The organism is Blautia marasmi, assembly GCF_900258535.1.
Taxonomy (GTDB): Bacteria; Bacillota; Clostridia; order Lachnospirales; family Lachnospiraceae; genus Blautia; species Blautia hominis.
Genome location: NZ_OIWX01000001.1, coordinates 3,782,512 through 3,802,116, shown reverse-complemented (window position 1 = coordinate 3,802,116; position 19,605 = coordinate 3,782,512). Strand labels below are relative to the sequence as shown.

The following is a 19,605-nucleotide window of genomic DNA, read 5'->3' as shown; positions in this document are numbered from 1 at the left end:
GTATCATGGATATGCGGTTAGATACAACCTGGAATTCCCCTGCGTACAGCCACTGTCCCACAAGGCGTTACTGTTCACTGGCCACTGTACCGGGAGGCGTTTTCATACGGGATATTTAAAAGCCGGAAGATTTTCTATCTAATAAAATATGCCAGGCAGAAGTATGATACCATACTTTTGCCTGGCAGTTCCGCGTATATTCCACAGGAACTCAACCGTTTTTCATAAGTTCAATTTCCTGCCTCAGTTGTTCTTCCGGCATATGGATGGCAGCCGGCTGGGGGTATGCTTTGTACATAAATCCCCCTTTTTCTGTACTCAGGGCATGTATCATGTCTTTGATATAGCTGCCCATCTCCTCTTTCGTCATCTGCACACTGTGCTGGATATCCACGGGACATAAAAAACATATTTTTCCGGTCCATTTGCCCAGCAGTTCCAGCCCCATATTCATTTGCTGGTCCATCTGGATCACATCCACCCCAAATTCTGTAAAGACATCCAGAAGATAGGTAATGTGCCCGCAGGAGTGAAGAAAATATTTCATACCTTTTTTATGGATGTAATCCACAAAACTTTTCATCCTGTCATAATAATATGTCTCCCACATCTGGTATGACATCATAGGCCCCCGCTGCAGCCCCCAGTCCTCCCAGGCCATAACCGCATCCATGCCGGCCTCGGCATAGCCGTCCACCATCTGTTTTCCCACTTCGTAGAGGCAGTCGATCAAACGGTTCAAATTCTCCTCCTCATCGTAATAATCTACCATGCAGTTGGCGTACCCCCGCAGGTTGATGATTTCTTCCATCATCATGCCAAGCCCTCCCACCAGAAATTTATCCGGGTAAAGCTGCCTGCACCTTTTTGCCTCTGCATATCTGCCGGGCGCTGTGAAATCCGGCAGATGGCTTTTCCAGTTTTCAAAGTTCTCCCAGTTCTTTAGCGGCGGATTCTTCACCTCCCCCATTGTTTCCCCAAATGTCTCCATCTTATATCCCCACTGGGTGTATCCCTCAGCAACCGGCACAAATTCAGGGTCATAACTCGGAATGATTAAAATATCCGCATTGTAATCTTTTACTATATTCTCTGTAATTGCCCGGTTCAGGGCATCTGAATCAAAATCCAGACAGAGAGGTATCCTGTCCGGTCCTTTTCCCTCTATGGCATTCAAAACACATTCTTTTGACGTCTGCATATACTTTTCTCTCCTTTGCTCCGTTATTTACTTCAACACAGCTCCCGCCGCGAAACTTTTTTCCACCTGCTCACTGCAAACACAATAAAATAAGATCAGTGGTATACATGTTATGACAATAGCTGCCGCCATAGGCCCCAGAGCGGTGGAATAGGCCCCCCGAAAAGCAGTCAGTCCAATGGGCAGTGTATACAATTCCGATGTCTGCAGATACGTGGATGCCATAATAAACTCATTCCAGTTGCTCATAAAAGTGAAGATAGCAACCGTAGCCACCGCCGGTTTCAGTACCGGGATTATAATATGTACAAACGATCTTATCACACCGCATCCGTCTATAAACGCAGCTTCCTCCAGTTCATGGGGGATGCTCCTGAGAAAATTACTGATGATAAATACGGCAAGAGGCAGACCTGCCGCTATGTACGGGATGATGATACACCAATGTGTGTTCAGCAGCCCCGCCTTCTGCATGAGTAGAAACAAAGGGATCAAGGTGGCGTGTATGGGAACCATCATGCCCAGCATCAGAAATCCCAATGCGGCATTGCTCCCTCTCCATTTCATCCTTGTGATCGCATATCCCATCATACAGCTCAGTACAACGGTGATGGCAACACTTATAAAAGTGACCAACACACTGTTCAGAAAATATTCGGCCACGTTTCCTTTCAGCCATGCCTCCGCATAATTGCCAAACACAGGTGTTTCCGGCAGTTTTAAGGAGCTGGCCGTATAAATCTCACTGTTGTCCTTCAGAGAAAAATTAACCAGCCATAGCAGCGGAAATATCTGGATCACGGAAAAAATGATCAAGATCACGATTTTGACTCTATTTTTTATCTTCATTGCCGTTTCCTCCTGTCAATATTCCATGGGTTCCCGTGACATAGCCTTGTTGATCAGCAGATAGACTCCGATACATACCACACAGAGCATGACGGCAATAGCGCTGCCATATCCGTAATTAAATTTCAGAAAGGATTCCTTATACATATGGATGGCTATGGTTGTGGTCAGATTGTAAGGCCCGCCTGCAGTCATAACATAGATATTATCAAAAATCTTTATGCTGCCCACCACAGCAAGCACCAGACAGACTTTGAGTATATCCCGAAGCATTGGTATGATAACACGGAACGTTATCTGAAGGCCATTGGCCCCGTCCAGCTTTGCCGCCTCCTCATACTGTTCCGGGATGGCCTTTAACCCCGCATAGAGAATGATCATATGATAGCCGATCCACTGCCATATCACCGGAACGATAGCTGCGATCAGACAAGTGCCCTTCTCGGATAACCATTCGTGCTGAAAATTTGACAAACCCACAAGCCTTAAAAATTCATTCAGAAGCCCATAGTTTACATCGTATATTTTCTGCCACATAAGGGCGATCGCTGTGGTGGATAAAAGCACGGGTATAAAAAATGCGATTCTGAAGAAACGTGTTCTCTTTTTCATATTGGACAGCAGCATGGCAAAAAACAGCGCAGGCACCAACTGTCCGATCACCGCAACCACCAGAATGACCAGTGTATTGACAAGTGCTTTTCTAAAAACCACATCATCGGAAAATAGTTTTGTATAGTTGAGAAATCCCACATATTCTTTTGGTCCGATTCCCTTCCATGATGTAAAACTAAGATTTATTGTATACAAAATGGGATACACAAAGATAAAAGCGAATATAAGAAGCCCCGGAATCACAAACAGTGCGATGACCGGTTTGTTGGACAACATTTTTTTCATTCTTCTTCCTCCTTCAAACGGAACTGTCCTCCACTGAGGACAGTCCTGCACTTCTGTTATATCATCCGCCTTTTATAATACTTTCCAGCTGCTGAAGAAAATCATCCGCATCCACCTCGCCTGCAAACTGCTGCTGAGATAAATCCCTCATAGGCTCTCCGATCGCAGTATCCAGATATGTGAACCACCAGAGCTGGGTCTTCTCCAGTTTTTTAAAGTTTTCAATATACGTTTTCATCATTTCTGTCTGTCCGGCTTCTTCGATCTCTGTTTCAAAATAGGTCTGTTCCCCGCTTTCCGCCAGATGATCATTGAGGATCTTGGAGTATTCCACTGCCAGTTTCGCTGCTGCTTCCTTATTCTCAGAGTTGGCGCTGACAGCAATTCCCGCATCTGCTGCATTTCCGCAGCAGGAGAGATATGGATCTTCCTTCCCGGTTTTAGGGAAGACGGCGCATCCTAAGTTCTCATCAGACTGTAATGCGGATACCTGCCAGGAGCCGGTGGGATACATGGCTATCTTTCCGGCCTTCAAAAGCTCAACACATTCAGAGGGGGTTGCCTGCATATAACCGCTCTGGAATGCATTTTTTTCTATCAGCGTCTGCACCTTTTCGGCTGCCACTGCAAACGGTTCACTGGTGAAAGTACCTCCATCTTTCATAGCGTCAGTAAATGCGTCCGCTTCTTCCCGTACCACCATCATGTTATAAAAGAGGTCTCCCTCCCACCGGTCTTTGTCTCCAAGCCCCATGGCTCCAATGCCCTTGGCATTGCATGCATCCACTACATCCAGCAGCGCTTCCCAGTCCGCGGGCACCTCTTTTCCCATCTCTTCAAAAACCGCTTTGTTGTAAAAGAGACAGTAGGATTCCAGGGCCCCTGTGGGTACCACATAGTTGTGGCCGTTTTCATCTGCCTGCGCATAGGTGTCATAAAGTGTATAGCCGGAATCCTGAATGGCATCCTCCAAGGGATAAAGCGCATTGGCGGATAAAAACGGTTCGCTGTAAGAACCTCCCCAGGTATAAAACAAGTCCGGCAGCTCGTTTGCCTGAAGCATAACCCGGATCTTCGTCTTATATGTGGCATCATCCACACGCTCTAAGTTGATCTTATAACCGAGTTTATCTGCCGCCTCCTGAAAACTGTCCACCTTTGCCGGATTGTCTGTTTCCGGGTCAAAATGCACCAAAATTGAAATTTCCGTCTTGCCCTCCCCATCCTTATTTCCTGCATTTGCCTCAGACTTGCTGTCCTTTGCCCCATTGCCGCCGCACCCTGCAAGCGTACCGATCATACCTGTGATCCCCAGCAATACGATTACTTTTTTCGCCTTTCCCATTTTCTTACCTCCATGTTTTGTCCTTTTGTTGTAACTATTCAGTAGGTCTGCGCATTCACTGCGCTGACCGTAAGAAAGCATTTCGCAACCAAGCAAAAATCCCATCGCCAAAGGCGATCCTGCATGGATTTTTGCCTGTAACTGTGAGGATACTGAACAGTTACCTTTTGTTTATGTTTCCATTCTATCATTGCACTTTGGTGAAAAATATAGAATATATTCCGACTGCATTAAATATATTCCTCACTTCAGCAGTAAAACAGAAATTGGGCTGCAGCCTTACATTTCCTGTAAGACCACAGCCCAGCCTATATCCTTTTTCTTTTATTCGCCGGCATAAATTTCCCTGTATTCTCCGGCGGTAATCCCTGTATGCTTTTTAAACACCTGTGAAAAATAAGGATAATCCGTATAGCCTACCATCTCAGCGATCACATAAACTTTATGTTCTGTTTTCCGCAGAAGCTGCTTTGCCCGTTCCATCCTGACTTTTGTAAGATAAGAAAAAAATGTCTCCCCTTTCTCTCTTTTGAATATGCTGCACAGATAGTTTTTGCTCAGATGGACTGCATCTGCCACATCTGCAAGGGAGATTTCTTCTCCCAGATGCTCTTCCACATACCGGACAATCTGTCCCATGATCTCTCTGTTTTTTCCTGCCGAATCAGCTGCCGCTTCATCCACGATCTCTTCCGTGATACCGAGAACAAGAGCCTTCAGCATATCTCCTGTCTTATAGTCATTCAGCCCGGCAATCGCATCCCTGATCTTTTTCTTCCTCTCCTCATCCGGGGAGAGATTGAACAGCTCTGTTAAGATAAGGATAGTCTGGCTGTAAAACTGCTGATATATGGCTTTATTTTCCCTCATCCCATTATACATCTTTTCAATCAGGTCCACTGCGCTTTTTTTATTCAGTGCACGGAGCTTCATGCAGATTTGGTTCATAAGCTCATGGTTATATTCCACACTTTCATCCGAAAATATTCTGACTTCATCGTAGAAGATACAGCTTCCCTCTCCCAAATTGCAGCGTTCCTCCAGTGCTGCCTCACAATCCTTGCGTGCCATAGATAATCTGTGGTACTCCTCATAAACGCAGCTTACTCCCACAGAAAGACTGGTCCTGGTAAGATTTTTAAATTCACTCAGGATGCTTTCCAGAACTTCCTCCATGGCCGTTCCATCCTGCAGCGTGTCGGAATCCTCAACCACATAAAATAAATGCTTTCCCTTTACAAAAGAATCACTGACAAACTGTCCCCTGATATGATCTCTGATGATCATCCGAAGCTGTACCCACAGCAGTTCCCGCATCTCCGGAATGCTGTCGCAGATTTCTTCCCTGTCCAGATCAAAACACCAGAGCCTGAACGGATTCCCTTTCAACGGGGAGCCGTAATACTTAAGGCTCTGCGGCAGGTTTTGTCCCTCAGAGATGATCTTTTCCGCCAGTTCGCTGAAAAACTGATTTTTCAGTATGGGTATGTTTTTTTCAGCCTCCTCCTGCAGTTCTCTGATATTGCGCTCCAGGTCCTCCTTCTTTTGTATTCTTTCGCGGACCTTCTGCAGGGCCAGTTCCAGTTCCTCTCTTTTCGTGGGTTTCATAATGTATTCCATAACCCCTGCCCGCATGGCGGAACGGGCAAAATCAAACTCATCATATCCGCTGATGATGATAACCTCTGTTTTTGGATAATTCTCCCCGATCAACTCCGCCAGCTCAATACCGTTCATCTGGGGCATCATCACATCTGTTATCACAAGACTTGGCTTGTACTCTTTCAGCAGCCTGCACGCCTCTTCCCCACATTCTGCTGTGGCGCAGACGCTGAACCCGAATTTTTCCCAATCTATGACTTTACTTATATTTCTTAGAATAACAGGTTCATCATCCACCAGTAATACCTGATACATTACTTCCTCCACTCCTTCCCTGAAGTTTATCTACGGGAATCCGTATGGTAACCTTAGTCCCACCATTTTTTCGGTTCTCAAACCGCAATGCGCTCTCCTCCCCATAACGCATTTTCAGCCTTTCATTTACGTTGTATATCCCATGTCTGTGTCTCTTTCCGCTGCTGTCATAAGTATCTCCCCGAAGCAGCACAGCTACCTGCTGCTCATCAATCCCTGTTCCGTTATCCCAGACCCGGACCACAAGCTGCCCATCATCTTCCCCGGCTGAGATACCGATGTATCCTTTTTCAGGTTTAGACTGAATCCCATGAAGGATGCTGTTCTCCACCAACGGCTGCAGGAAGAACTTGATCACACGGTATTTCATCACAGAATCAGGGATATCAATGAGATATACCAGCTTATCTTCAAACCTTTTTTTCTGCAGCAGCAGATAATTTCTAGTATTTTCCACCTCTTTTGACAGCTCAATCTCTTTTTCGCCCCTGCCCAGGCTGAAGCGGAACATTTTTGAAAGGCATTGTATCATTTCCGCTATTTCCGTTTGGTCATTTGCCATGGCTTTCCAACTGATGCAATCCAGCGTATTATAAAGAAAATGAGGGTTGATCTGGGCCTGCAGATTCTCAAGCTGGGCCTGCTTTGCGTTCAATTTTTCTCTCATGACCTCATTGACAAGAATATGTATGCGGTTTATCAACTTATTGTAAGCTCCCCCAAGCTGTATAAACTCCTCAATCCTCCTGATCTTGATCTCTTCCTTAAAGTTCCGGTCTTCGGCACGCCCCATGATCTCATTCAGGCTCTGAAGCTCCCGGGTAACGCCCCGTGAAAAGCGGCTGTATATGTAAGAGGCAATGATGATCACAATGCATGTGACCATTGCCACGATCAAAAAGTTTATCCACTGGCTGCTGAGTACCCCACGCACCATGCCTACACACAGATAATTCCAGTCCATGTGCGGGTCATAGCACCCTGTAACGAAATATCTGCCACTCCTTCTGCTGTCTATCTCCTCTTTTCCGGTCAATTTTATTCCGCTTATAAATTCCTGTATCTCCCGGTTCTCTTCCTCAGGTCCAAACAAAAGCTTTTCCCCGCCGTATATATAAAATTCACCGATGGCAGGATTACTTAAACTGTTTATCATTTTGGACAGATATGCGTTGTCAAGCACGACCATAAGTATCCCAATCCCGTCCATGGTGTCTTTTCTGTTAATTACCCTGGCAAACAAAATTTTGTTTTCCTGTTCCCTGATGCCGGTAAAATCGGAGCTTACCCAGATGTAGTTTCCCTTCTTTCGGATCATCTCAGGATACCAACTCTGTTTTTTCCATACAGACAGGCTGCTGATATACGAAGGGCTGTCCCCCACTGTAAAACCATTTCCTTTTAGATCAAAAACAGAAAGTGATTCTATGTAATCCTGCTCCATGATCAGTCTGGTGATCTCCCCCTTTGCCCGCTGCAGGATATCATTGTAGGCGGGGTTCCGATGTTCTGCGGTGAGCATTTCCTGGATACTGGATTCCGAAAGGATAAAACGCGATTTGTTTTCCACGTCATTTGTAATGTATTCCACATTTCTTGACAGATCCTGAATGAACTGTGACGCATAAGTCGAATAATTTTTGACTGTTATTTTCCCTGTTATTACAGCCGATGTGGCCAAGATCACCAGAACTGCCAAAACAAAAATGCCGTTAAAGGTTAACATCAAAGAGGGGTATAACTTCAGCTTATAAAACCAGTTTTTTATTTTCGTTTTCATTGTGTTTTTCATCCCCGCCCTTCTGCGCTATTCCATATAAACTGATTATAACAGATACAAAAATAAAAAAGAATAGTAGAAAACAGGAGGTAACAAAAAACCCCCTTATTAACTTCTTACAGCTAATAAGGGGGTAACACAACGTTACTGTACACAGGCCACTGTACCGGGAGGCGTTTTCATGCCAGAAGCATGAAAATCCCGAGGCAGCCAGCGCATACCCTCCCAGTTACAGGCAAAAATCCATGCAAAATCGCCTTTGGCGATGGGATTTTTGCTTGACTGTGGTACACTTTCTTACGGTCAGCGCAGCGAATGCGCAGACCTATTGAATCGTTACTATTTATCATTCATTTTCGTAAGCTTAGCCGCCTGATCCGCAGCAGTAAGGCTGTCAATGATCTCTTCCAGATCACCGTTCAGCACACCGTCCAGTCGATGCAGGGTCAGCTTGATCCTGTGGTCCGTCACACGTCCCTGGGGGAAGTTGTAAGTTCTGATCTTCTCAGACCGGTCCCCGGTACCTACCTGGCTTCTTCTTGCCTCTGCTTCCTCGTCGTGGCGCTTCTCCAGTTCCATCTCGTACAGTCTGGAACGCAGCACTTTCAGCGCCTTGTCCTTGTTCTTGAGCTGTGACTTTTCATCCTGGCAGGAAATAACGATCCCTGTGGGAATATGGGTCAGACGCACGGCGGAGTCTGTGGTGTTGACACACTGCCCGCCGTTTCCGGAAGCACGGAATACATCGAACTTGCAGTCATTCATATCCAGGTGGAAATCAATCTCCTCCGCTTCCGGCATGATCGCCACAGTGATGGTAGAGGTGTGGATACGTCCGCCGCTCTCTGTCTCCGGCACACGCTGCACCCGGTGTACACCGCTTTCATACTTCAGCCTGGAATAGGCCCCTTTACCATTGATCATAAACGTGACCTCTTTGAAACCGCCGATGCCGTTTTCATTGAGGCTCATCATATCAGTCTTCCAGTTCTGGGATTCCGCGAATTTTACATACATGCGGTAGATTTCCGCAGCAAAAAGTGCGGCCTCATCCCCGCCGGCTCCTGCTCTGATCTCCACAATAACGTTCTTCTCATCATTTGGGTCTTTTGGCAGAAGCAGGATCTTCAGCTCCCGCTCCAGCTCCTCAATGCGCTTCTTTGCGTCTGAAAGCTCTTCCTTGAGCATCTCACGCATCTCCGGGTCCGATTCCTCATCCAGCATCATAAGGCTGTCTTCCACTGTCTGTCTGCAGTTTTTATATTCCCGATATGCATCCGCAATGGGCTGCAGGTCGCTCTGTTCCTTCATCAGCTTCTGGAAGCGCGCCGTGTCATTCGCCACTGTGGGTTCATTTAACTCATTTAAGATCTCCTCCAGGCGAATCAAAATATCATCTAACTTATCAAACATGGTGTTCCTCCTGTTTCTTTCTTCCCAGCACCACCCTGTCAAGGCCTGCCAGGTCTTTCACTACTCTGGTCTCTTCATATCCGGCATTTTCCAGCATAAGGCGCACCGGACCGCCCTGATCATATCCGATCTCAAAAGCCAGGACTCCTCCCGGCCTCAGATATCCCCCTGCCTCACGGGAAATCCTTCTGTAAAAATACAGGCCATCCTCTGTCCCGTCAAGGGCCATTCTCGGCTCATGGTCCCTCACTTCCTCCATCAGACTGTCTATAACATGACTCTCTATATAAGGCGGGTTGGACACGATAATATCATACGTCCCACTGATATCTGAAAACAGATCGCTTCTTTTCCATACAGCCGGAATACCCAGTTCCCTGCTGTTTCTCCCTGCCACGGCAAGCGCTTCAGCGGACAGATCCACACCGGTGCCTTTTGCTCCTTTCAGAACGGACAAAAGAGCCAGCAAAATGCAGCCGCTGCCTGTGCACATATCCAGAATCCTGAATCTGCCGCCTGCCTGCATCTTCCCGGCTTCGAGGAGCACTTCCTCAACCAGAATTTCCGTATCCTGCCGTGGGATCAGCACATGTCTGTCCACATAAAATTTCAGTCCGTAAAACCAGGCCTCATGGGTGATGTGCTGGAGAGGGATATGCTGTGCCCTTCTCTGTATCATCTCCCTGTACCTTGCCGCCTGGTCTTTCGGCATTTCCTCCGTCTCCCTCAGAAAATAGGAAGCCCGGGTCATACCTGTCACATATTCCATCAGAAGCCATGCATCCGACCTGCTGTCCGCGATCCCTGCTTCCTCCAGTGTCTTCCTTCCCTCCAGATGTATCTCTCTATGCGTCCGCATAACAGCCCTCTCCTGTTTCGCATCTGTGTGAAGCGGCCATCCGGCTATTTTCCGCCTGTTCTATTTCTTCGCGGGCATCCGGAAAGTTTTCCAGCAGATAAGCTTTCCAGTCAAAAACAGCCTCCACCGCCGCAATGGCAACCTCTGCCATATCCGGTGTGGGTTCTTTTGTGGTCAGCTTCTGCATAGCCATACCGGGCTTTGAGAGAGCGCATACTACCGGATTCTCGCTCCTTCCCGCCAGACGGATAATCTCATAAGAAATCCCTGCGATCACCGGCACCAGCAGGATACGGATCACAACACGCAGCCACATGGTATGTACCGGCACAACAGCAAAAAATCCCAGGAAAAATATAATACTCACAACAATAACAAAAAATAAGAAACTGGTTCCGCAGCGTTTGTGGAGTCTGGAGCTTTCCATGACATTTTCCACAGTCAGGGCTTTTCCATGCTCCACACAGTTGATGCACTTGTGCTCCGCTCCATGGTACATGAACACTCTCTGGATATCCTCCATCTTAGAGATCAAGAGCAGGTATCCCAAAAAGAGCAGGATCCTCACAACCGCCTCCGCCAGGGTCACCCCGGTCTCGGATGCCCCCACTTTATGAAGCAGGCTGGCGATCAGATACGGCAGCACCATAAACAGGCCAACCGAAAGGATAACGGAAAATATCACGGTTCCTGTCATCAGGATATTTTCCATCTTCTTCTGCTTCGCATCGTATTTTTCCCGGTCCTCCCGGTTCAGGGCTTCCCTCTTTTTGATCTCCTCCTCTTCCTCCTCAAAGAAAGTGGCGGAATACATCAGGCATTTCGTGCCCACCACCAGGGAATCAATAAAATTGAAGACACCTCTGATAATAGGAAGAGAAAGGATTTTTTTGTTCTTGATAAAACTCTTGTAGTCCTCTATCTTAACTTCAATCTCTTTATCCGGCTTTCGGACAGCAATAGAATACTGGTCCTGATGACGCATCATGATGCCTTCCATGACTGCCTGTCCGCCGATGTTGGATGATTTCATCTATACCTCCATAAAATCCAAATCCCAAAGGCAGCTCTGTTTTAACCAAAGCAGAGAAACTGCCTGGGAGATACAATAAGAGGCTGAAGTCCGAAAACCTCAGCCTCTCCCGTTTTTTTATTTGTCCATGCCGTATTTTTTGTTGAACTTATCAATACGTCCACGAGCCTGTGCAGCTTTCTGCTGTCCTGTATAGAAAGGATGACATTTAGAGCAAACTTCTACGTGGAGTTCTTTCTTTGTAGAACCTGTTTTAAATGTATTTCCACAGTTGCATACTACTGTACATTCCTGGTAGTTTGGATGGATTCCTTCTTTCATCTTTTTCACCTCTTCTATCGTTTGTTATTTATCTTTATTTTGCGTTTTACAAATTCAAACAGCTTTTAAATTATAGCATATGATTTTTATAAATGCAAGTATTATTATAGAAATCGTTGTTTTTTCACAGTCTGTACAAATTCGCTGTTATTGCGTGTGTGAGCGAACATATTCAGGATATTTTCCAGTGCGTCATCCGCCTTCATACCGTTCAGGGCTTTGCGCATGATATCCACTGCCTCCTGCTCCTCTTTCGTAAGCAGAAGGTCCTCTCTTCTGGTACCGGATTTGGCAATGTCAATAGCCGGGAACACACGCTTCTCCTGAAGTCTTCTGTCCAGGACCAGCTCCATATTGCCGGTTCCCTTGAACTCCTCGTAGACCACATCATCCATCTTGCTTCCGGTATCCACCAGGGCTGTTGCCAGGATGGTAAGGCTTCCGCCCTCTCTCATATTTCTGGCAGCACCAAAGAAACGCTTGGGCATGTGCAGGGCAGCCGGGTCAAGACCACCGGACAGGGTACGGCCGCTGGGCGGAACTGTCAGGTTGTAAGCCCTTGCCAGTCTTGTGATACTGTCTATGAATATGGTAACATCTTTTTTATGCTCAACCAGGCGTTTGGCACGCTCGATGGTCATTTCGGAGACTCTCTTGTGATGCTCCGGCAGCTCGTCAAAGGTGGAATAGATGATCTCCACATTTGGCCCCTGAATGGCTTCCCTGATATCTGTTACCTCCTCAGGACGCTCATCGATCAGCAGGATGATCAAATGCATCTTGGGGCTGTTCTTCAGAATGGATTTGGCTGCATCTTTTAAGAGGGTTGTCTTACCGGCTTTCGGCGGAGATACGATCATTCCCCTCTGTCCCTTGCCGATAGGACTTACCAGGTCCACAATACGCATGGCCAGGCTTCCGCCCGGACGCTCCAGGTGCAGTCTCTCATTGGGGAAAATAGGGGTCATATCTTCAAAGTTCAGTCTACGCATCTCATTGGGTTTGATTCCGTTAATGGAGGTCACATACAGGAGAGCTGAAAATTTTTCGTTCTGGCTCTTTACTCTTGTATTGCCCCGCAGAATATCCCCGGTCTTCAGATTAAATCTGCGGATCTGTGACGGGGACACATAGACATCGTTCTCGCCCGGCAGATAATTCTCGCTCCGGATAAATCCATAACCATCCGGCAGAACCTCCAAAATCCCGCTGACACTGATACCGCTGTCCAGATCAGACTGCTCCATAGGCGGACGCTCTGTACGGTTCTCCTGCCTGGGTTCCTGACGGCTGAATGTGCGGCTTTCCTGGTGTTCCTCCTGGCGGCCGGATGTTCTGTTCTCCTGACGGTCCCGGTTTTCCTGAACGTCTTCCTGGCGGAGGGATGACCGGCTATCCTGGCGTTCCTCTGCCCTGCCTGCTCTCATCCCAGTTCTTGATTCCTGTCCGTTCTCCTGGGATGCCGTGCTATCCTTCATCTGGCGTTCCTTATCATCTTCCTGCACCATACGCTCCACCAATTCACTTTTTTTCAGGGTGGATATTCCTCTCATACCTCTGGCTTTTGCTATTTCTTTTAATGCCCCTAAAGACAGGGACTCATATTTTTCTCTCATTTAATAATCCTTTCTTCAAAAATAATGGTAAATGGATAAATGTCTGATTCGACTTGAATAGATCTATGAATGTTTGTAAATGCGCAGACCTACTGAATAGTTACGAATGTCTCTACTTCTTTTTTATCCTATCATACTTTCTGGAAAAAAGCAAAAGAATAATATGCATTTTATGATTTTTTTCTTCTGCTGCCTTATTGCCATCTGCTCTCACTTATTTTATAATAGAAAAAAAGAAAAAGAGTAACTGTTTTGCACCCTTACAGTTACGAAAAGGAGACTGTTATTATGAAATTTCAAATGATACATGAAAATTACAATGTAGCTGACCTGTCACGTTCTCTGGCTTTCTACGAGGAAGCGCTGGGTCTCACGGAAAAAAGACGCATCACTGCCGATGACGGTTCCTTTATCATTGTGTATGTGGGAAATGAGACGACTGACTTTGAGCTGGAACTGACATGGCTCCGGGACAGAGAAGAACCGTACAGCCTGGGTGACAATGAGTTCCATCTGGCTTTCCAGGCAGATGATTTTGAAAAAGCTCATGCACTCCACGAAAAAATGGGATGTATCTGTTTTGAAAATCATGATATGGGCATCTACTTCATTGCAGACCCGGACGGCTACTGGCTGGAGGTGGTTCCTGCCAAATAAACACGCCGCGCCTCTTATGTCCGCCCGGCAGAACATATTCAGGACTGCTGTACTAGTGCTCCATCCGGCCAGAAACCATAGTAGCAGCACTGCCACTATGATTTCTGACTGGATGGAACACTAGCCTCTGATGCACAGTCCTTTTTTATTGATCAGTTCATGCCTATCCTGGGAATCTCCTGTCCGCGCAGAAGGATCCTGGGACCGCCGGTATGTTCAATGTATTCCTTTGTGATAATAACTTCCCCAATATTTTCATCCTTGGGAATTTCATACATAATATCCAGCATGTATTCCTCCAGGATAGCCCGCAGGGCTCTGGCACCTGTATGTTTCTCCAATGCCATTCTGGCGATGGCGCCCAGGGCTCCGTCATCAAACTCCAGCTTCACTTCATCCAGTGCCAGCAGCTTCTGGTACTGTTTTAAGATGGCGTTCTTGGGCTCTTTGAGGATCTGCACCAGCATCTCCTCCGTCAGACCGCTGAGGGTGAAGACAATGGGAAGACGTCCTAAGAACTCAGGGATCATGCCGAACTTCTTTAAGTCATCCACAATGACTTTATCCAGTATATTGGCATCTTGGTCGTATTTGTCTTTCAGATCCGCAAAGAAACCGATGGATGCCTGTTTATTCAGCCGCTCCTTGATAATATTTTCCAGATCCGGAAAGGCTCCGCCGCAGATAAACAGAATGTTCTTCGTATCCACAGTGGTGAGAGGCACCATAGCATTCTTACTGTTAGCTCCCACCGGAACCTCCACCTCACTGCCCTCTAAGAGCTTCAGCATTCCCTGCTGTACGGCTTCCCCGCTTACATCTCTCTGGTTGGTATTCTTTTTCTTGGCGATCTTATCAATCTCATCAATAAAGATGATGCCGTGCTCCGCACGCTCCACATCATTGCCGGCTGCTGCCAGAAGTTTGCTGACAACACTCTCAATATCATCACCGATATAACCGGCCTCCGTCAGGGAAGTGGCATCCGTGATCGCAAGCGGCACATCCAGAAGCCTTGCCAAGGTCTTAACCAGGTATGTCTTGCCGCTTCCTGTTGGTCCAATCATCAGCATATTGGATTTTTCAATCTCTATATCATCTTCCCTGTCAGCGAACACCCTTTTATAGTGGTTGTATACAGCTACCGACATAACTTTCTTTGCCCGTTCCTGTCCGATCACATACTCATCCAGGCTTGCTTTTATTTTGTGAGGCGCAGGAATACTTCTGATGTCAAATGCCTTTGGCGCCACATTTTCCTGCTTTGGCTCCTCTTTTTTCTTCTTCACCCTCTGGCGCTTGGGAATCTGGTTCTGCAGTGAATTCAGATCGATCATGCTCACATTTGGCATGTTTTTCATCAGATCGTTGTAGTCAATGGGTGCATTGTTCATGGTGTCAAAGCTTTTCTGCATACATTCCACACAGATATGGATATCGTTTGGCAGGTCTATCATCTTCCCTGCTTTGCTCTCCGGCCTTCTGCACATAAAACAGATCTTCTCAAATTCTTCCTCATCGCCGGAGGTATTGTCCGGTGCTGTTTGTTCTTTATCGGATTTCTCCAAATAGTCCTTATCGTCTGCCATTTCCTGTTCTCCCTGCCTTTTCTATATAAAATTTGATCATAACTATTTTCTATATCGTTTGTGGGTATCTTATCACAAATTCATATGAGTAACAAGTAAACTTTTCATTAACTGCCTGTAAAACCGGGCTTTTAAACCTCCTCCAGGCTCCGAACTGCGCAGAAAAAGGCATCTGCCTGTACCCTTATATGTACAGGCAGACACCTTTTATCTGCTGTTTTAACCCTTAACGGGATTGTTCCTCTCCTTTGTCAGCTGCTTTGTCCGTTGTCTTGGCATCTTTTTTTGCACCCAGGGTCACAGTAACGGTCTGCTCTTTGTACTCTCCGTTCTGGGCACGGGAGATGACAAACTCCACGCTCTCCCCTGCTTCATAATACTGCAGTCTCTCGATCAGTTCATCCCTGGTGTTCAGGGTTGTTCCGTCAATCTTCAGGATCACATCGCCCTTCTGGATACCTGCCTGTGCAGCAGGACCGTCCTCCTCCAGGCTGTATACAAAGACACCTACCGGCATGCCGTATACCTGAACGGCCTCGGATGTTACATCGGTACATGTAATTCCAAGATAAGATGCTTTATCCTCGTCTTCCACTTTATATCTGGTTTCCTTGCTCATCAGTTCATCCAGGATAGGTTCCGCTTTTGAAATAGGAATCGCGAATCCTACTCCCTCCACTTCGTTGGATGCGATCTTGGCAGAGTTAATCCCTACCAGCTCCCCGTTCATATTCAGAAGCGCACCGCCGCTGTTGCCCGGGTTGATGGCTGCATCGGTCTGGATAAATGTGCTGTTGGCATTCTCAGAGTTCACATGACGGTTCAGGGCACTCACATAACCGCTGGTCACGGACTGTCCGTATCCAAGTGCATTGCCGATGGCCACCACCTGCTCACCCATAGCCAGAGCATCGGAGTCACCGATGGTTGCCACTTTGATTTCCTCCAGAATATCCTGAGGGATATCCGACAGCTTTACAGAGATGACCGCCAGGTCATTGTCCGCATCTGTACCCTTCACCTGGGCTGCAACCGCACTGCCCGGGTTTTCCGACTCCTCTGTGCCCTCTCCCTGTTCGCTGCTGGTCTTCTCCACCTGGGAACTTGTAACCGCGCTGCCGTCCTGGTTGGTAAAGAATACCGTGAGGGAATCCGCACCGCTCACCACATGATTGTTGGTGGCTATGAGAAGTTCTGTATCATTCTGGCTGACAATGATACCGGAACCACTGCTCTTTGCTTCCTGTGCCTGCTCCCCATAGAAATACTTATAGATATCAGGCAGTTCCTGAACACTCACTCCTACAATGGACACAATAGAAGGCATGGCATTTTTAGCCACCTGGGCAACAGTGGCCCCGGAGGAATCCGTATTGCCGGTGCTGATCGCGTTGTTTTCTTTTGCGGAGTTATCACCGGTTGTCTGCGTGTTCTCTATTTTTATATTTTCTTTTGGATTTACTTTGTCACCCACGTAATTGGTTGCCTGAAAGACTACACCGGCAACCAGACCGAAAACTGCTGCGCAGGCTGCTGCTGTCCCCAGCTTCTTTCCGATTCCGCCCTGCGATCTCCGGGGCCTCTCTTTTTTATTATTCTCCGGAGGAATGGGGGATGAAAATTTGTAGGAATCATAATTTTTCTTCCTCTCCTTCTCATACCACTCTTCCTTTTTCGGTTCACCCTTGTAGGAACGGGCATAGACAGGATTCTCCGGTGTGGGAGCTGCGGCAGGTTCTTCTGCTTTTTCTCCGGCGCTGTCTGTATTCGTATGATCCGGCTCTTTGGCTGCAGCTGCCTCTGACATGGCTGCTCCGGTTTCATAGGCCGGTGTCCCCGGCTCCCTGCCCGGTACTGGGGATTCCATTCCGGGTGCCGCTGCAGAATCCGGTGCTGTCTGAACCAAAGTTTCCGGTGCCGCCTGTTCCGGTGCTGCCTGCTCCGGTTCTGACGGCCTCACATCTGCCGCATCTTTTATCGTAAAGTTTACACCGCCCGTTGTATCCATACCGGAAGTATTGTCTTCCTCCACACCACGGTTCTCATTCATGCCTTCTTTGAATTCTTCACTCATGATACATTCTCCCTTCACTGCTATCTATCTCTAAATTGTAACGGTTCCGTCTCTTCACAGTCACGAACAAAAATCCCTGTGGAACCGCCTTTGGCGTTGGGATTTTGCTCGGCTGCGGAATCGTTACTTTAATTCTCTTATTTCTTATCTTTCTGAACATAGTTTACCAGCCATTTGTGTTCAAATTGTGATAAAACAGCAAAGAAAAAATGAAATTCTATTCTACAGTCACAGATTTGGCCAGGTTTCTGGGCTTATCCACGTCCAGGCCTTTTCCGAGAGACACATAGTATGCAAAAAGCTGAAGCGGTACCACTGCCAGAGAATTGGTAAAGTATTTATTTGTCTTTGGCAGATAGATCACATAATCCGCAGTTTTCTCAATTTCGGTATTGCCCACATTTGTCACAGCCAGCACAAATGCGCCTCTTGTCTTAACTTCCTGTATATTGCTGAGTGTTTTCTTGTACAGTTCTTCCTGGGTGGCAACTGCGGTCACAAGGGTATCCTCCTCGATCAGGGAGATCGTGCCGTGTTTTAATTCGCCCGCTGCGTACGCCTCTGAATGGATATAGGAGATTTCCTTTAATTTCAAGGAACCTTCCAGAGAAATGGCATAGTCCAGTCCCCTTCCGATGAAAAACACATGCTCTGTAGCCAGATAACGGTTGGCAAATTTCTGGATCCTTTTCTTGTTCTCCAGCAGCATCTCAATCTGTCCGGGAAGCTTCTTCAAATCCTCCACCATCTCCGCCATCTGTGTATCATCAATCTCTCCTCTGGCTTTGGCAAATTTCAGCGCCAGCAGATAATGGGCGATGAGCTGGGTACTGTATGCCTTTGTGGTGGCAACCGCGATCTCGGGTCCTGCCCAAGTGTACATTACATTGTCTGCTTCCCTGGCAATGGAGCTTCCCACCACATTGACAATCCCCAGCACCTTGATCCCGTGATCTTTCGCCTCACGCAGAGCGGCTAAGGAATCCGCGGTTTCCCCTGACTGGCTCACGATGATCGCCAGGGTATCCGGCTCATAGATGGGGTGGCGGTAACGGAATTCACTTGCCAGGTCTACCTCAACCGGTATCCTGGCCAGACCTTCAAACACATATTTTGCGGATACGCAGGTATGGTAAGCGGAACCGCAGGCGATCATGTATATCTTGCGGATGCTGCGGATCTCGTCATCAGACATGCCCAGTTCTTCAATCACTACATTGCCGTCCTTGATCCGGGGATTCAGGGTGTCACCGACTGCCTGGGGCTGTTCATACATCTCTTTGAGCATGAAAAACTCATAGCCGCCTTTTTCTGCCGCGTCAATGTCCCATTCAATGGTAGTAGGCTCTTTCTCCAGTTCCTCCTCGTCAATATTGTAGAAGGTGATGTTGTCTTTTGTCATGCAGACAATCTCTTCATTCTCAATAAAATACACATCTCTTGTGTATTTCAGCACTGCCGGCACATCGGAGGCGATCAAATTTCCCACATTGCTCCTCCCCACAATGAGAGGGCTGTCTTTTCTCACTGCGTAAAGTTTATCGGGCTGGTCTTTGAACATAATGCCCAGTGCATAAGAGCCTTCCATACGGTGCATGATCTTGGCGATGGTCTCCAGCGGATCTCCCTTGTAATAATAATCCAGAAGATGGGCGATTACCTCTGTATCTGTCTCAGACACAAATTCGTAACCTTTTGCCTCCAGTTTCTTCTTCAGTTTCATATAGTTCTCGATGATCCCATTATGTACTACAACAATGGTCTGCTCTTTATTGAAATGGGGATGGGCATTGACATCGGAAGGTGAACCGTGCGTTGCCCATCTGGTATGTCCGATCCCCACGGTACCCGGCAGAGTTGCTCCGCCGTGGGTAAGCTCATCCAGGATCTTCAGCCTTCCCATGGACTTCATCATCTCAATGGATGTTCCATTATAGACAGCGATTCCCGCGGAATCGTATCCTCTGTATTCCAGTTTCTCCAGGCCTTCCAGCAAAATGGGGGCTGCCTGTTCTTCTCCGATATAACCAACTATTCCACACATAATCATT

General features: G+C 47.2%; 15 protein-coding genes. 1 reads left to right on the top strand and 14 read right to left on the bottom strand.

What is annotated here, in order from left to right; genetic code table 11:
- Positions 1–211: 211 nt before the first annotated feature.
- The 11 genes from C6P39_RS16395 to rho form a co-directional block, all read right to left on the bottom strand.
- On the bottom strand, positions 212–1,201 hold the full coding sequence (locus C6P39_RS16395; RefSeq protein ID WP_095171537.1) for a uroporphyrinogen decarboxylase family protein: 990 nt from the start codon (positions 1,199–1,201) through the stop codon (positions 212–214).
- A gap of 27 nt (positions 1,202–1,228) precedes the next feature.
- On the bottom strand, positions 1,229–2,050 hold the full coding sequence (locus tag C6P39_RS16390; protein WP_095171539.1) for a carbohydrate ABC transporter permease: 822 nt from the start codon (positions 2,048–2,050) through the stop codon (positions 1,229–1,231).
- Between the two features lie 15 nt (positions 2,051–2,065).
- Complete coding sequence (locus C6P39_RS16385; protein ID WP_104804498.1) at positions 2,066–2,950, bottom strand: carbohydrate ABC transporter permease; 885 nt, start codon at positions 2,948–2,950, stop codon at positions 2,066–2,068.
- Positions 2,951–3,011: 61 nt separating this feature from the next.
- The gene (locus C6P39_RS16380) at positions 3,012–4,295 is read right to left on the bottom strand and encodes an extracellular solute-binding protein (protein WP_158661597.1); all 1,284 of its coding nucleotides are present in this window, start codon (positions 4,293–4,295) and stop codon (positions 3,012–3,014) included.
- A gap of 324 nt (positions 4,296–4,619) precedes the next feature.
- A complete protein-coding gene (locus C6P39_RS16375; RefSeq protein ID WP_104804496.1) occupies positions 4,620–6,212 on the bottom strand; it encodes a response regulator transcription factor in 1,593 nt (530 codons plus the stop codon).
- Complete coding sequence (locus C6P39_RS16370; RefSeq protein WP_158661596.1) at positions 6,187–7,992, bottom strand: sensor histidine kinase; 1,806 nt, start codon at positions 7,990–7,992, stop codon at positions 6,187–6,189. The genes C6P39_RS16375 and C6P39_RS16370 overlap by 26 nt, the downstream gene beginning before the upstream one ends.
- Before the next feature lie 339 nt (positions 7,993–8,331).
- A complete protein-coding gene (prfA, locus tag C6P39_RS16365; RefSeq protein WP_095171551.1) occupies positions 8,332–9,405 on the bottom strand; it encodes a peptide chain release factor 1 in 1,074 nt (357 codons plus the stop codon).
- Positions 9,398–10,264, bottom strand: a complete 867-nt coding sequence (gene prmC, locus C6P39_RS16360) for a peptide chain release factor N(5)-glutamine methyltransferase (protein ID WP_104804494.1) — start codon at positions 10,262–10,264, stop codon at positions 9,398–9,400. The genes prfA and prmC overlap by 8 nt, the downstream gene beginning before the upstream one ends.
- Positions 10,251–11,297, bottom strand: a complete 1,047-nt coding sequence (locus C6P39_RS16355; RefSeq protein ID WP_104804493.1) for a DUF1385 domain-containing protein — start codon at positions 11,295–11,297, stop codon at positions 10,251–10,253. The genes prmC and C6P39_RS16355 overlap by 14 nt, the downstream gene beginning before the upstream one ends.
- 117 nt (positions 11,298–11,414) lie before the next feature.
- On the bottom strand, positions 11,415–11,618 hold the full coding sequence (rpmE, locus tag C6P39_RS16350; RefSeq protein WP_018593782.1) for a 50S ribosomal protein L31: 204 nt from the start codon (positions 11,616–11,618) through the stop codon (positions 11,415–11,417).
- A gap of 104 nt (positions 11,619–11,722) precedes the next feature.
- Positions 11,723–13,234 (bottom strand): transcription termination factor Rho, encoded by a 1,512-nt coding sequence (rho, locus tag C6P39_RS16345; RefSeq protein ID WP_104804492.1) that lies wholly within the window; start codon positions 13,232–13,234, stop codon positions 11,723–11,725.
- 288 nt (positions 13,235–13,522) lie between these two features.
- On the opposite strand from rho, the gene C6P39_RS16340 reads away from it, so the two are divergent.
- On the top strand, positions 13,523–13,891 hold the full coding sequence (locus C6P39_RS16340; protein ID WP_104804491.1) for a VOC family protein: 369 nt from the start codon (positions 13,523–13,525) through the stop codon (positions 13,889–13,891).
- A gap of 152 nt (positions 13,892–14,043) precedes the next feature.
- On the opposite strand, the gene clpX is transcribed toward C6P39_RS16340, so the two are convergent.
- The 3 genes from clpX to glmS form a co-directional block, all read right to left on the bottom strand.
- Positions 14,044–15,480 carry an ATP-dependent Clp protease ATP-binding subunit ClpX gene (clpX, locus tag C6P39_RS16335; protein WP_104804490.1) on the bottom strand — a complete coding sequence of 479 codons (1,437 nt, stop codon included), beginning with the start codon at positions 15,478–15,480 and terminating at the stop codon, positions 14,044–14,046.
- Positions 15,481–15,706: 226 nt separating this feature from the next.
- Positions 15,707–17,554 (bottom strand): S1C family serine protease, encoded by a 1,848-nt coding sequence (locus tag C6P39_RS16330; RefSeq protein ID WP_207657134.1) that lies wholly within the window; start codon positions 17,552–17,554, stop codon positions 15,707–15,709.
- 217 nt (positions 17,555–17,771) lie between these two features.
- Positions 17,772–19,598, bottom strand: coding sequence for a glutamine--fructose-6-phosphate transaminase (isomerizing) (gene glmS / locus C6P39_RS16325; RefSeq protein ID WP_095171566.1), 1,827 nt, complete (start codon positions 19,596–19,598; stop codon positions 17,772–17,774).
- Positions 19,599–19,605: the final 7 nt, after the last annotated feature.